Below are 13,862 nucleotides of genomic sequence, written 5' to 3'. Positions count from 1 at the left end.
CGCCGCGGCGTGGCATCCGTCGCAACGCTGCGACGACCTTCCACGCTTGGGCACGACCCGTTGCACCAGCTCAAACTCCCTGCCGTATCATGAACACGGCCGCTCGTTCCGGCGGCAGCCTCGCACGCGGCGCCTTCTAGCCGCGTGCTTCTGCCGCGCGCAAGCGCGTAACGATCGACAGGGTTCTCAACGAGGTGCGTCGGGGGTGACGGGTGCGGTTGATGCGCCGAGCGACCGCTTCGCCAGCGTCGCGGTGCGCGAACGGGGCTTGAGCAACCGGATCAGCGGCCCTTCCACGAAGAACCAGCTTATCGCCGAGCCGGCCACAGCAACGATGGTCAACACGATCAGCAATAAATCAGGAGGAATTTGCGTCATCGTTCCCCGCTTCAGCAAGGTCCCTGCGATCAATGTGAAGAAGGGATGGACGAGATAGATGGTATAGGAGGCAGTGCCGAGAAAGCCGAAGAGCCGCGATACGCGCGTGTCGAGGCGGACCGGGATCAGCACCGCGCCCGCAACCAGCAAGGCACCCGGAATGCCCCAGCACAGCACGCGCCACGCCATCGGATCGCGAACGAAGATCGACGCGACGAACCCGGCGACGCCGAGCACGATCAGGACGCGGCCTGCACGTGGAGCGACTCGACCGGCAACGAAGCGGGCCAGCAGCACGCCGGCGATGAATTCGCACAGCAGCGGCGAGGCAAGGGTTGCCGAGGCAACGCCGTCAGATCCCGCCGTCAGGAGGCTGAGTGTTGCGACGACACCCAGCCCCGCGATCGTCCACGGCCAGATGCGCCGTCCACCCGCCAGCGCGATGACAAGCGTGCAGATCGCATAAAAGTACATCTCGAACGTCAGCGTCCAGCCGACATCGAGGATCGGGTGATAGCTCATCGCGCCCGCCGCGGTCGTTTTCGGCCAGGGGATCAGCAGGAAGGACGCGACGACGAGACCGGGGGTGACGTTCAGCCCCTTCAGTCCGATCCCCGTCACCCACAGCAACAACAACAGGCCTGTGAAAATCCAGTAGGGCGGCAGCACCCGCAGCAGTCGCCGCCATGCGAAGGTGCGCGCGCTGCCCGCCCCCGCCGACAGATTGCGGGCGGCATGCGCGATCACGAGGCCGCTGATGCAAAAGAACACGTCCACGCCGCCGGCGCCGACCTCGGCGAGGCGCCGGAACGTCGCGATGGCGGATTGGCCGGGGTGATAGGTGGTGACGACCCAGCACATGTGGTGAAACACCACCATCATCGCCGCGAAGCCGCGCAGGAGCTGGACGCCCTCGAACGTCTGCGACGCTTTGACCTTGTCCCTCGGCACGCCATCGTCGTGCATCGACGCTGCGGTTCCGTTCATCGCTGCTTCCCTGGTCCTCGTTGCGCGCCGCCGACCAAGCTGGATCGGTACGCGCGTCGCGACCGGTTGCATCGATGGTGCCGTGCACCCGTCATGCCCGCGAACCGGCAGATCATGCAAGGAATAGTGAAGCGCCGCCGCCGTGACTGCGCGTCAGCCGTCTGGTCGACGGGGTCAAGGTCGCGCGCGGACCGCCGCGCGATCGTGGCGCGGCGCGTTGGCCGGCGCCCCGGCGCCCGGCGGCAGCGCCAGGGAGGGACGTGTCATGGCGCTGGTCCAGATGCTTAACTCGTCATCAACCTCACTTCTCAAGGTTATCGTGGGGCGTGCTTGATATCGGGGGATATCAGGCATGGGCGGGAAGTATTCAACATGTTGTCATCGGTATACAACGCGTACAGCGTTGACGATTACTTGAAGGATCAGGCCTGGGCGGGCGGACGCCTGGATGCGATCCAGTTGCATGGCGGTACAGCGGGCTGGAAGGACTGGCTGTCATCGGTGCAGTGGCAGGCCGACATGTTCGCCAATCAGGACGTCTCGATCATGTGGTCAATCCCGCTGATCCCGTACGGCGCCAAGCTGGGCGACGCGGGTGCGGGCAAGTACGACGCCAACTTCCTCGCGATGGCCAAACAGCTCGCGGCGGCCTCGACCGGTGACGACAAGATCTATGTCCGGCTTGGCTGGGAATTCAACGGCAAGGGCTGGAATTCGTCTTCCGCGGTCGGCGAGCCGGAGAATTACGCCGCGGCGTTCCGCAAGTTCGTCGATGCAGCACGCTCGGTCTCGGACAAGTTCGTCTTCGAATGGTGCTTAGGCCTTGACGTATGGGACATGAACCCCGAAGCAGCCTATCCCGGTGACAAGTATGTCGACGTGATCGGTGTCGACATGTACTATAACACCGCGTGGCACGACAAGGACGCGATCAAGGCGTTCGACTGGTTCGTCAAGCAGCCCTATGGCCTGCAGTGGCAGCAGGACTTCGCCGCTGCGCACGGCAAGGAAACCGCGATCGCCGAATGGGGGATCAACACCGACTCTCCCGAGTTCGTGAAGCTGGCCATGCAGTGGATGGCCGACCACGACATGGTCTACCAGAATTACTGGGATTCCAACGCTGCTTTCCCCGGCGAGCTGAGCAAGGGCCAGTACAAGCAGGCCGCGGCCGAATATCTCTCGATGATCGACCAGTTGGCGAAGCCGGGCGATGCGGTGACGCGCGTGTCGACGACGGACGATTACCTGCGGGCGGGCGAGATCGCCCTGACGCTGACCGGCAACGCGATCCGCGGCTCGGGGAACGCCGACCATAACGTCATCACCGGCAATGCGATGGACAACGACCTGTTCGGCGGCGCGGGCAATGACAAGCTGTACGGCGGGGCGGGCAACGACCGGCTCGACGGCGGCACCGGCGCCGACACGCTGGTCGGCGGTACCGGCAACGACACCTATATCGTCGACCATGCCGGCGACAAGATCGTCGAGCGCGCGGGCGAGGGGATCGACACCGTCTATTCCAAGATCGACTACACGCTGGGCGACAATGTCGAGAACCTGTATCTGGTGACCGGCGCCACCAAGGGCACGGGCAACGCGCTCGACAACAGCATCTATGGCACCGCGGCCGGCGACGTGCTGAGCGGCCTGGACGGCGACGACACGCTGCGCGGCTATGCCGGCGACGACGCGCTGTTCGGCGGCAACGGCAGCGACAAGCTGCATGGCAACGAGGGCAACGATTATCTCGACGGCGGCGCCGGCGCGGATTTCATGGAAGGCGGGCCGGGCAACGACACCTATGTCGTCGACGATGCCGGCGACATAGTGCGCGAATATGGCAACGACGGCCTCGACACCGTCTACAGCTCGATCGATTATACGCTGGCCGCCAATGTCGAGCACCTCTATCTGACCGGCAATGCGCGGGTCGGCACCGGCAATGCACTGGCCAACGGGTTGAACGGCAGCGCGGGCAACGACGTCCTGCACGGCATGGCCGGCGACGATTACATCTGGGGCAATGCCGGCGACGACCAGCTGTTTGGCGACCAGGGCAACGACTGGCTGTATGGCGGCGACGGCAACGACCGGCTCGATGGCGGCAGCGGCGCGGACGTGATGCAGGGCGATGCCGGCGACGACACCTATATCGTCGACAATGTCGGCGACATGGTGATCGAGGGCGCGGGCAAGGGCAGCGGCTATGACACCGTCTATGCGCTGGTGAACTATACCCTGACTGCCAATGTCGAGGCGCTCTACCTGACCAACAATGCGCGCATCGGGACCGGCAACGCGCTCGACAACGCGCTGTATGGCACCAACTTCAACGACACGCTGTCGGGGCTGGACGGCAACGACGTGCTCAAGGGCTATGCCGGCGACGACACGTTGCTGGGCGGCGCGGGTGACGACATCCTGTCCGGGAACGAAGGCAATGATTACCTCGACGGCGGCACCGGCGCGGACACGATGGAGGGCGGTATCGGCGACGACACCTACGTCGTCGACAATATCGGCGACCGTGTGATCGAGTATTTCGCCAACGGTCTGGGCGGCAATGACACCGTGCTCGCGTCGATCGACTATACGCTGGGCAACAACGTCGAGAATCTGACGCTGACCGGCAATGCGATCAGCGCGACCGGCAACGCGCTCGACAACGTCATCCGCGGCAATGCGCGCGACAACGTCATCACCGGCGGCGCCGGCAACGACACGCTCTATGGCGGCGGCGGTGCGGACCACTTCGTCTTTGGGACGGGTTCGGGCAAGGACGTGATCGGCGATTTCGGCAAGGGCGACCGGATCGATCTCGACGCCTATCACTTCACCGCGGCGCCGGGCGTCAGCAACGTGCATGGCGGAGCGCTGATCGATCTGGGCGGCGGCAACTCGATCCTCGTTTCGGGGGTGAGCGCCGACCATCTGGCGTTCACCGGCGGCGGCTTCGGCTTCATCTGAGGCAGGGAGACGTGCCGCGCGGGCGACAACAACCGTCGTCCGCGCGGGTGGTTCCCGTCCCGGAACACACCGTTCGAAAGCGTCCCGATGTCGGGCATTGTTAAGAATAAGCGTTGCTTGTCTACATCATAGCGGCTCGCCATTCCCGGTCGTGCATGTTGCGTAGACAGGGGTGTTGACGATGCGGAGTATTCTGGGAAGCGCCGCGGCGGCGCTGGCGGTGGCCGCGGTGCCGGCCGCGGCAGCGCCGACCACGGTGACGGTGAGCGGCAAGGTGATGAGCGGCATCGATGCTGGCGGCCAGTTCGGCGCAGCCGGGGCGAGCCTGGCGGGACAGGCATTCAGCGCGATCTTCACGATCGAGGCAGCGACCGGCAGCACGTTGGCGGAGACCGCCACCTCGTCGTATCTGGCGGGCATGGGCGCAGCGTCGCCGATCAGTGCGGTGCTGACGATCGGCTCGGGCAGCTACCGCTTCACGGGGTCCTCCAACGGCTTCGTGCGGACTACCGATGCCGCGGGCAACGGCGGGACCGATTCGGCGACCTTCTTCGTCGACGACACCGACTTGTCGCAGAAGCCAAATGACAACACGCTGCTGAGCCTCGGCTTCGACACGCTGCGCAACGTCCTGTCGCAGCCCGGCGTCGGAGCGGTCGCCCTGAGCGACCTGTCGATGGCCGACAATGCCAAGGGCGTGCTGAAGATCGCCAATCGCGACGCCGCGGCCGGTGCGTTCGGCGCGCCGACAGTCGCCGACCTGTCGATCGACACGATCCGCACCGGTATGACCTCGCCGGTGCCCGAGCCCGCGACCTGGGCGATGATGGTCGCCGGGTTCGCGCTCGCAGGCGTCGCGCTGCGCCGCCGCCGCGTGGACGCCCGGGTGCGCTTCGCCTAAGCAGCCTGCCGGAGCGCGCTGATGCGCGGTCCGGTGCCGGCCCGCGCTTCTGCCTCGGCTTCCACCGGCACACCGCCGGAAAGCGGGGCCGGGGGGCGGGCCGGTGTTGCGTCAGGAAGGGGTTGTCGATGCGGTTGTTCGTCTTCGGGCTGGGCTATGCGGCGCGCACGGTGGCGGGCGCGGCCGGCGCGCCGCTGCTGGCCACTACCCGCGACGGACGCGACGGCACGATCCGCTTCGACGACGAGGCGGCGGTGTGCGCCGGGCTGGCCGCGAGCACGCACGTGCTCTCGTCGGTCCCGCCCGACGACGCGGGCGATCCAGTGCTTCGCCACTATGAGGCGGCGCTCGCGGGGCGGTGGCTCGGCTATCTGTCCTCGACCGGCGTCTATGGCGACACCGGTGGGGCGTGGGTCGACGAGGCGGCCGCTGCCGATCGCGGGCGGCGCCCGCTGCGCAATGTCGCCGACGCGGCGTGGCTCGCGCGCGGGGCAAGGGTGTTCCGGCTGCCGGGCATTTACGGCCCCGGACGTTCGCCGCTCGACCGGGTGGCGAGCGGCGAGGCGCATCGTACCGGCGTTGCGGGGCAAGTGTTCAGCCGCGTCCATGTCACGGATCTCGCCAGCGGGGTGGTGGCCGGGTTCGACGCACCGGCGGGGGCGTATAATCTCGCCGACGAGCTGCCGGCGCCGCAGGACGAGGTCGTCGCCTATGCCGCGCAGTTGCTGGGACTCGCGCCGCCGCCGATCGTGCCGGTCGAGCAGCTGTCACCCGCCGCGCGTGGCTTTCACGCCGAGAACCGCCGCGTGGCGAACGGCAAGGCCAAGCGGGTGCTGAACTGGCGCCCGCGCTACCCCGATTATCGCGCGGGTCTGCGCGCGCTGAGCGCCACGACCAGCCCGACCGCCGCGAGCCCAGCGCCCGTCGCGGCGAGCAATGTCCAGCGATAGCCCTCGAACACCGTCGACAGCAGCATCGCGATCACCGGCACGATCACGCCGTTATAGGCGGCCTTGGCGGGGCCGATCGTGCGAATGATGCGGAAGTATAATGTGAAGGCCAGTGCCGAGGCGATGATGCCGAGGTACAGCACGCCCGCGACATAGCCCGGGCGCCAGTCGAACACGGGCGCGCCGGTCGTGATCCCCGCCCAGCTGGCATCGATCGCCGCACCGATCAGCATCGCGGTGGCGAGCGTCGGGATCATCGGATAGCGCGTCGCGGTCTTCGTCGCCTGCATGACGTTGGCGGTCGACGCCGACAGGATCGCGCAGAGCGTGAAGGCGATGCCGATCAGCGATTCGGTCGGCCCGCCTGGATCGGTGCGCGCTTCCTTGATGAACAGCAGCGCCACCCCGCTCATCGCGATCGCCGACCCGACCAGCAATTGCTGACCGAGCCGCTGCCCAAGGAAGAGGCGCGCGAACAAGGCGTTGGGAACGAGCAAGAGCGCGAAGATCACCGCCACCAGCCCGGAGGTGATATGCTCCTCGGCGCGGTAGACGAAGTTGAAGTTGAGGACGAACTGGAACACGCCAAGCAGGCCGGCGAAGCGCCAGAAGCCGGGTTGCGCGAAAAGCGCGCGGGTGCCCGGCGCGCGCTGCCACGCCGCGACCGCCGCCAGCGTAACGCCCGCGACGAGGAAGCGATAGCTGACCGACCAGCTTGCGGGCACCGCGACCGCGCCGCCGTGCAGCTGGTCGCGGATCACGATCCACGTCGAACCCCAGATCAGCACCACCAGCGCAAACGGTACCAGCACCGCCGCGCGCGTGCTGTTGGGCGGGTCGGCGGGGCTCATCCGAGTGCGGCGATCGCGTCGGCGAGCGGGCCGATATCCTCGGCGCGCTGGTTCCAGCTGACCACCAGCCGTGCTTCGCCAACGCCCCAGTCGTAGAAGTCGAACCCGGCAGCGCGCAGCGCCGCGGCTTCCTCGGCAGTGACGCGCAGGAACACCTCGTTCGCGTCGACCGGGTGAAGCAGCCGCACCCCCGCCGCCTGCGCGAGCAGCGCTGCGCCGGCATTGGCGCCGCGCGCGCAATCGAGCCATACGTTATCGTCGAGCATCGCCAGCAATTGCGCGGCGAGGTAGCGGCCCTTCGACAGCAGATGCCCGGCGCGCTTGCGGCGGTAGAGCGTCGCGTCGGCGAGATCGTGATCGAAGAACACCAAAGCCTCTGCGTTCATCCCGCCGTTCTTGACGAAGCCGAAGCTGAGCGCGTCCGCACCACCGCGCCACGTCAGATCGGCGGGCGACGCGCCGGTCGACACCACCGCATTGGCGAAGCGCGCGCCGTCGATATGGAAGCCGAGCTTGCGCTCCCTGGCCAGCGCGCCGAGCGCCGCGACTTCGGCGGGCGTATAGACCCGGCCATATTCGGTGGCGTTGGTGATCGACAGCGCGTGCGGGCGCTGCTGGTGGACGTCGTAGCGCTGGCGGTCGAGCACCGCCGCCGCGGTGGCGGGGGTCAGCTTCGCGCCCTCGCCTTCGGCGAGCAGCAGCTTGGCGCCGTGCGTGTAGAATTCGGGCGCGCCGCATTCGTCGTTCTGGATATGCGCCTCGCGGTGGCAGACCACCGCGCCGTGCGGCGGGCACAGAGCGGCGAGCGCGAGACAATTGGCGGCGGTGCCGCTCGGCACCCACAGCACGCGCACCGCGGTCTCGAACACGGCCGAGAAGCGCTCGTCGAGCGCCTTCGACCAGCGATCGCCGTCATAGGCGGTGTCGAGCGTATCCGCCGCGGCGATCGCGCGCAGCACGGCGGGGTGGACCGGGGCGGCATTGTCGGAAAAGAAGCGCATGGCCCGTGCCTTCGGCCAGCGCCGCGGGCGGGTCAATATGCGTCGGGTGTCGAGCGGTCAGCGCAGCGTCGCGCTGTCGGCGAGCGCGCGGAAGTCGGGGGCGACGCGGTTGAAATAATGCAGCCGCGGCGCGTCGAGCGTCGCCATGTAGAGCAGGCCCTTGACCAGTGCCGCCCGCGCCTCGCCCTTGCGCGGCAGATTGTCGTCGTCGACATATTCATAGGCGAAGCGGATGCCGTCGGTGCCGAGGAACCGCTCGGGCCGGGCGTCCAGCAGCGTGAAGCTGGCGATCGCGCGATCGGTGCGATAGGTGGATTCGAGCAGGCCCGGCACTTCGGCCAGCAGCGTCTCGCGGGTAAACTTCGGCAGCGGCTTGCCCTTTTTGTCGCGCTCGCGGAACAGCGGCTCGCCCGGCGCGATTCCGCCGTAGAAGGTAACCTGGTCGAGCTGTTCGCCGTCCAGCGTCCACACTTCGGCCTTCTTGCCCCGCTTGCCCGAGAGCTGGTTCCAGTCGCGCGTCGGGGTCACGACAAGCGCCGAGGCCGCGACCTCGGCCGGCTTACCCTGCTCGCGATAGCCATGCGCGCTCGCCGCGCCGGTGCCCAGCAGCGCAAGGGTCGTGACGAGAGCAAGGGCGGTGTTCCGGATCGTCGTCATGGTCATTGGCCCTGTCCTGGCGTGGAAACCAACATGCCGAGCATCGCGGCATCGGGTGCATCGGGTTTGAGCTGGAGATAGCGGCGCAGCGCCGTGACGCCGTCGCTGCGCCGCCCGATCTTGATGAGCGAGAGACCGAGCCCGCGCTGCGCCTCCGCCGAATTTGCGTCGAGCCCGGCGGCATTACCGTAGAACTCGGCGGCGGACACCAGATCGCGCGGATAACCCCGCGCGCGGTACAGATCGCCACGCGCGACCCAGAGCGGCGCGGTGGCGCCCCGTTCACTGAGCATCCCGATCAGATAGTCGCTGGCGCCGAAGTCGTTGAGCTTGATCTGGTCGTCGAGGAACAAGGGCAGCCAAGGCGCGAGCGCCGCGGCATAGCGCGCCGCCCCGTCGTCGCGCGTGGCCGCATCGGGTGCGGCGAGCGCGGCCATCGTCACCGCGCGCTCGGCGTCGGAGGGGTGCGAGGCAAAGAACGGCTCTCGATCGAAGCGCGGGTGCGCCTGCCCGCGCGCGGCGGCGGAGCGCTCCGCCTCGGTCATCATGTTCTGCCAGACGATAGCCGCGGACTGCGGGCGCAGCGCGCTGCCGTTCAGATAGCCGATCCCGTGCAGGTCGGCCTCGCGTTCCTGATCGCGGCTGAAGCGGGCCAGCCGGCCATAGACCGAGATCTGCATCGTCTGGAAATTGTAGGCACCACCTGCATAGGGCGCCATGCTGGCGAGCAGGGCGGCCCAGCTGAGCAGGTCGGTGCTGTTACGCCGTGCCCTGAAGCTGGCGAGGGTATGGCGCTGCTCGAAATGGCCAAATTCGTGGCCTAGCACCGCGCCGAGTTCCGCCTCGCTGCGGACCCGGAGCAGCAGCCCGCTGAAGAGCCGCAGCGTCCCGTTGGGTGCCATACTGGCGTTCACCAGCGGCGTGCGCAGGATGTACAGGCGCGCCGCCCTGCACCGCTCCGCCCCGACCGTCGCGCATAGCACGCCGCGGATATAGGCGTTGAGCGCCTCGTCGCGGATCAGGATCGGCGAGTTGGCGAGAACGCGCTCGTCCTCGTCCAGCTGCTTCCACAGTCCGATCTCGTCGACGCCCTGCGGCTGGTACGCGCCAGCATAGGGCGGGGGCAGCGGTGCCGGCGTGGTCGTCGCTGCCGCTGCCGCTGGCGCGGCGGCGGTGAGCCAGGCGCACAGCCCGACGAGGCGTCGCATCACTGCTTCGTCGCGATGGGAGTGGTCGGGGCGGCGTCGCTGCCCGGAAACTCCTCCAGCAACTGTCCGACACGCTTCTGCGCGCCGTCGGCGGTACGTACGTCGCCGCCCATCGCCATGTCGGCGTTGAGCCACAGGACGTCGCCGGTCCTAAGATCGACCAGCCCTGCGAACCCGGCATGTTCGCCGGACTTGATCGCGACGCCGGGGCCGAGCAAGGCCAGCACCTGCAGGATCTTGCGACCGGTCGAGCCGTAGGCGTCCTTGTTGTAGAGGAAGAGCGCGTAATCGGCATCCTTCGCGCCCGGCAGTGCGGCGACTCCGCTGCCCAGCGACCAGTCGAACACGCCGGCCTTGTTGTCCTTCTTTTTGGTTGGCAGGCGGTTGCCGCGGAAGAACTGATATTCGATCACCGCCTGCGACAGCGCGCCGAACAGCGATTGATATTCCTCAACCAGCCGCGCCTCGTCGCCCAGCGCGACGGGGGCGGCGACGACCGTGTTGCCGAGCGCGGCCTGCCGCGCGGCGAGCGCGCTCTCGAGATTGGCGCGCGCCTGATCGGTCCAGTCGCCGTTGGGCTCGAACAATCCGCCCGTGGATTGCGCGCCGACACGTACGATCGGACGAAACAGCAGGATCCTCTTGCCGCTGTGCGCCGGTAGCGTGAAGCCGGCCTTCACCGCCGTATGTTCCTGCGCCGCCGCCGGCTGCGCGACAAGCGCGGCCAGCACCACGGCCGCCGCAAAGCGTGCCTTCATCCCCATCGAGCATTCCCCCTGTCCGCCCCCGCGGACCCGCCGTTGCTACGGCACGATTGTGACACCAACAAGCATGGAGGTCCGTCGAAGACCCGATCTGGCGATTTCAGCACCCCGCCACGATATCAAGATATAAGGATGTCTTTATATCATGGTTGACAAGTCGGCGACGGTCGTGTCCATACTGCGGTGTCGAGGTTCCTCATTCCAGGCATGGCGATGAGGCTAAGACGGGAAGCCGGTGATGTCCCTTCGGGCAAAGTCCGGCGCTGCCCCCGCAACTGTAAGCGGCGAGCGGCGGCTCCATTTTGTGTCACTGGGCGCTCGCAAGGTGCCCGGGAAGGCCGGAGCCACCGCGTTGACCCGTGAGCCAGGAGACCTGCCTTCGACGCGATAACGTTCCTCGGACGGGGGTTCCTCCGGTGGATCGCGCTTGACGCATGGTGCGGGGTGCAAATGCTCCGTGCCGGTCCACGCCCGGCGCGCTCTTCCTCGACCCCTGTCCGTAACAAGCAGGTGAGTCATGACGGATAGCGGCTTCACATTCACGATCAGCAGGATCGCCTTCGACGAGGATTATCGCCCCGCCGACAACACGCGCATCACGACCAACTTCGCGAACCTGGCCCGCGGGGAAAGCCGTCAGGAAAACCTCCGCAAGACGCTGGCGATGATCGATCATCGCTTCAACGCACTGATGCACTGGGATAATCCGGCGGGAGACCGTTATGCCGTCGACCTTAGCATCATTTCCGCGGCGCTGCGGATCGGGGCGGGCGCCAGCGACGATGCCTTTCCGCTCATCGAGATCCTGCATACTGCGGTCGTCGACCGGCGCAGGGGCACACGGACCGACGGTATCGTCGGTAACAATTTTTCGTCGTATATTCGCGATTACGACTTCTGCGTCGTGATGCCGGAGCATGTCCGCCGCAATGGACCGGGTGGCGTGCCCGAACAGTTCGGTGAGCTCCACGGCAATCTGTTCAAGCATTTCCTGAAGTCGGCCGCGTATCGCGATCATTTCGCCAAGCCGCCGGTGATCTGCCTGAGCGTGTCGAGCAAGCACGTCTATCACCGCACCGCCAACGCGCACCCGATCCTGGGCGTTGAATATCGCACCGACGATCTTTCCGCCACCGATCATTATTTCGCAAAGATGGGAATGACGGCGCGCTACTTCATGCCATCGCACAGCGTCGCACCGCTGGCCTTCTACCATATCGGCGATCTGGTCGGCGACTATTCCGATCTCGAACTCGCCAGCACGATCAGTACGATGGAGACCTTCCAGAAGATCTACCGGCCCGAGATCTACAATGCCAACTCGGTCGCCGCGGAACATTACCGGCCGAGCCTGAACTATCAGGACTATTCGCTGACCCGCATCGTCTACGACCGCGAGGAGCGCAGCCGGCTCGCCGTCGAGCAGGGCCGCTTCGCCGAGGAACAATTCATCAAGCCACACGGGGCCGCGCTCGCGCGCTGGTCCGCGACTTGCGGGCTGTAATCCAGCCGCTTGCCAGGAAGGTATCGAACATGACGTTATTGCCGACGACGACCGCGGGCAGCCTGCCCAAACCTGCGTGGCTCGCCCAGCCCGAAACCTTGTGGTCGCCATGGCGGCTGGAAGGGGCGGAACTGGCGGGCGGCAAGCAGGACGCGTTGCGGCTGGCGGTCGACGACCAGCGGCGGGCCGGGATCACGATCGTCGGGGACGGCGAACAGACCCGTCAACATTTCGTCACGACCTTCGTCGAGCATCTGAGCGGCGTCGATTTCGCCAAGCGCGAAGTGGTCCGCATCCGCAACCGTTATGATGCGAGCGTGCCGACCGTCACCGGCGCGGTGTCGCGCCCGGCGCCGGTGTTCGTCGAGGACGCCAAATTCCTGCGCGCGCAAACCGATCAGCCGATCAAATGGACGCTGCCCGGGCCGATGACGATGATCGATACGCTCTTTGACGATCATTACCGCAGCCGCGAGAAACTGGCGTGGGAGTTTGCCTGCATCCTGAACGAGGAAGCGCGCGAGTTGGAGGCGGCCGGCGTCGACATCATCCAGTTCGACGAGCCGGCGTTCAACGTCTTCTTCGACGAGGCGAACGACTGGGGGATCAAGACGCTGGAACGCGCCGCCCAAGGGCTGACCGCCGAGACCGCCGTGCACATCTGCTATGGCTATGGGATCAAGGCCAATACCGACTGGAAAAAGACGCTTGGCGCCGAGTGGCGGCAATATGAGCAGACCTTCCCCAATCTGCAGGCGTCGACGATCGATATCATCTCGCTGGAATGCCAGAATTCGCGCGTGCCGATGGAGTTGATCGAGCTGGTGCGCGGCAAGAAGGTGATGGTCGGCGCGATCGACGTGGCGACCGACACGGTCGAAACGCCGGAGCAGGTCGCCGAAACGCTGCGCAAGGCGCTGGCGTTCGTCAATGCCGACAAGCTCTTGCCGGCGACCAATTGTGGCATGGCGCCGCTTGCGCGCGACGTTGCACGCGGCAAGCTGCGCGCGCTCGCGGCAGGCGCGGCGCTCGTTCGTGCGGAACTGGGCGGCTGATCGCGTAGGGTACGTAAAACTAAAAAAGCCCCAGAGGTCCGAAGACCTCCAGGGCTTTTTTAGATGGTGGGCGTGGCAAGGATTGAACTTGCGACCCCTGCGATGTCAACACAGTGCTCTACCACTGAGCTACACGCCCTCCGTAGGGGTGCGCCTCTAACGACTGGGTCGAAGGGGCGCAAGCGGCTTTTTACGCTTTTGTTGCCGCGGCCGTCAGATCAGCTCGTTCGCGGTGCCGGTGTCGAACAGCCGGTCGACCTCCAGCACCAGGTCGCGCAGGTGGAACGGCTTTGACAGGACGCGTGCCTGCGGCATCGCATTGCCGGCCTTCAGCGTCACCGCTGCAAAGCCGGTGATGAACATGACGCGCATCCCCGGCGCCAGTTCCTGTGCCTTTTGCGCCAGCTCGATTCCGTCCATCTCGGGCATGACGATGTCGGTGAGCAGCAGGTCGAACCGCTCGCTTTCCAGCAACGGCAGCGCGGCGGTGCCGCGATCGACCGACGTGACGTGATAACCCGAACGCTCGAGCGCGCGCCCGAGATATTCGCGCATCACCGCATCGTCTTCGGCCAGCAGAATCCGTATCATCGCGTCCACAACTCCCGTTCGCGGCTTTATATGCCCGAGCGA

The 13,862-nt window shown here is 66.5% G+C and carries 12 protein-coding genes, 1 tRNA gene and 1 riboswitch; of the genes, 5 read left to right on the top strand and 8 right to left on the bottom strand.

Features of this window, described 5'->3' with window-relative positions:
- Nucleotides 1–186 precede the first annotated feature (186 nt).
- Nucleotides 187–1,365: an acyltransferase family protein gene (locus BACI71_RS16270; RefSeq protein ID WP_159760386.1), complete on the bottom strand. Its 1,179-nt coding sequence runs from the start codon at nucleotides 1,363–1,365 to the stop codon at nucleotides 187–189.
- A 372-nt stretch (nucleotides 1,366–1,737) separates the two neighbouring features.
- Here BACI71_RS16270 and BACI71_RS16265 point away from each other — a divergent pair, with 372 nt between their 5' ends.
- The 3 genes from BACI71_RS16265 (at nucleotide 1,738) to BACI71_RS16255 (ending at nucleotide 6,189) form a co-directional block, all read left to right on the top strand.
- On the top strand, nucleotides 1,738–4,338 hold the full coding sequence (locus tag BACI71_RS16265; RefSeq protein WP_159760384.1) for a glycosyl hydrolase: 2,601 nt from the start codon (nucleotides 1,738–1,740) through the stop codon (nucleotides 4,336–4,338).
- A 181-nt stretch (nucleotides 4,339–4,519) separates the two neighbouring features.
- The gene (locus BACI71_RS16260; RefSeq protein ID WP_159760382.1) at nucleotides 4,520–5,239 is read left to right on the top strand and encodes a PEPxxWA-CTERM sorting domain-containing protein; all 720 of its coding nucleotides are present in this window, start codon (nucleotides 4,520–4,522) and stop codon (nucleotides 5,237–5,239) included.
- 128 nt (nucleotides 5,240–5,367) lie between these two features.
- Complete coding sequence (locus BACI71_RS16255) at nucleotides 5,368–6,189, top strand: NAD(P)-dependent oxidoreductase (protein ID WP_159760380.1); 822 nt, start codon at nucleotides 5,368–5,370, stop codon at nucleotides 6,187–6,189.
- Here the strand turns inward: BACI71_RS16255 and BACI71_RS16250 are convergent.
- Genes BACI71_RS16250 through BACI71_RS16230 form a run of 5 tightly spaced genes read right to left on the bottom strand, consistent with a single transcriptional unit; the run spans nucleotide 6,099 to nucleotide 10,670 of the window.
- Nucleotides 6,099–7,040: a DMT family transporter gene (locus tag BACI71_RS16250; protein WP_159760378.1), complete on the bottom strand. Its 942-nt coding sequence runs from the start codon at nucleotides 7,038–7,040 to the stop codon at nucleotides 6,099–6,101. The two genes, BACI71_RS16255 and BACI71_RS16250, sit on opposite strands and share 91 nt — an antisense overlap.
- Nucleotides 7,037–8,041, bottom strand: a complete 1,005-nt coding sequence (locus tag BACI71_RS16245; protein ID WP_159760376.1) for a threonine aldolase family protein — start codon at nucleotides 8,039–8,041, stop codon at nucleotides 7,037–7,039. The genes BACI71_RS16250 and BACI71_RS16245 overlap by 4 nt, the downstream gene beginning before the upstream one ends.
- Before the next feature lie 57 nt (nucleotides 8,042–8,098).
- Nucleotides 8,099–8,698: a hypothetical protein gene (locus BACI71_RS16240; protein ID WP_159760374.1), complete on the bottom strand. Its 600-nt coding sequence runs from the start codon at nucleotides 8,696–8,698 to the stop codon at nucleotides 8,099–8,101.
- A gap of 2 nt (nucleotides 8,699–8,700) precedes the next feature.
- Nucleotides 8,701–9,906: a M48 family metallopeptidase gene (locus BACI71_RS16235; RefSeq protein ID WP_159760372.1), complete on the bottom strand. Its 1,206-nt coding sequence runs from the start codon at nucleotides 9,904–9,906 to the stop codon at nucleotides 8,701–8,703.
- A complete protein-coding gene (locus BACI71_RS16230) occupies nucleotides 9,906–10,670 on the bottom strand; it encodes a hypothetical protein (RefSeq protein WP_443018485.1) in 765 nt (254 codons plus the stop codon). The genes BACI71_RS16235 and BACI71_RS16230 overlap by 1 nt, the downstream gene beginning before the upstream one ends.
- A 173-nt stretch (nucleotides 10,671–10,843) precedes the next feature.
- Nucleotides 10,844–11,065: riboswitch (cobalamin riboswitch) on the top strand.
- Between the two features lie 122 nt (nucleotides 11,066–11,187).
- Here BACI71_RS16230 and BACI71_RS16225 point away from each other — a divergent pair.
- Both BACI71_RS16225 and BACI71_RS16220 read left to right on the top strand, forming a co-directional pair.
- Nucleotides 11,188–12,174, top strand: coding sequence for a DUF1852 domain-containing protein (locus tag BACI71_RS16225; protein ID WP_159760370.1), 987 nt, complete (start codon nucleotides 11,188–11,190; stop codon nucleotides 12,172–12,174).
- Nucleotides 12,175–12,203: 29 nt separating this feature from the next.
- Entirely contained in the window at nucleotides 12,204–13,229 is a 1,026-nt protein-coding gene (locus BACI71_RS16220) for a methionine synthase (RefSeq protein WP_159760368.1), read from the top strand.
- A 64-nt stretch (nucleotides 13,230–13,293) separates the two neighbouring features.
- Here BACI71_RS16220 and BACI71_RS16215 read toward each other — a convergent pair.
- Nucleotides 13,294–13,368 (bottom strand) — tRNA-Val (locus BACI71_RS16215).
- 74 nt (nucleotides 13,369–13,442) lie between these two features.
- The gene (gene cpdR, locus BACI71_RS16210) at nucleotides 13,443–13,820 is read right to left on the bottom strand and encodes a cell cycle two-component system response regulator CpdR (protein ID WP_028967597.1); all 378 of its coding nucleotides are present in this window, start codon (nucleotides 13,818–13,820) and stop codon (nucleotides 13,443–13,445) included.
- Nucleotides 13,821–13,862 lie beyond the last annotated feature (42 nt).

The organism is Sphingomonas sp. 8AM (assembly GCF_902506455.1).
GTDB lineage: Bacteria > Pseudomonadota > Alphaproteobacteria > Sphingomonadales > Sphingomonadaceae > Sphingomonas.
The sequence above is the reverse complement of the archived record's forward strand: the minus strand, read 5'-3'. Positions and strand labels throughout refer to the sequence as shown.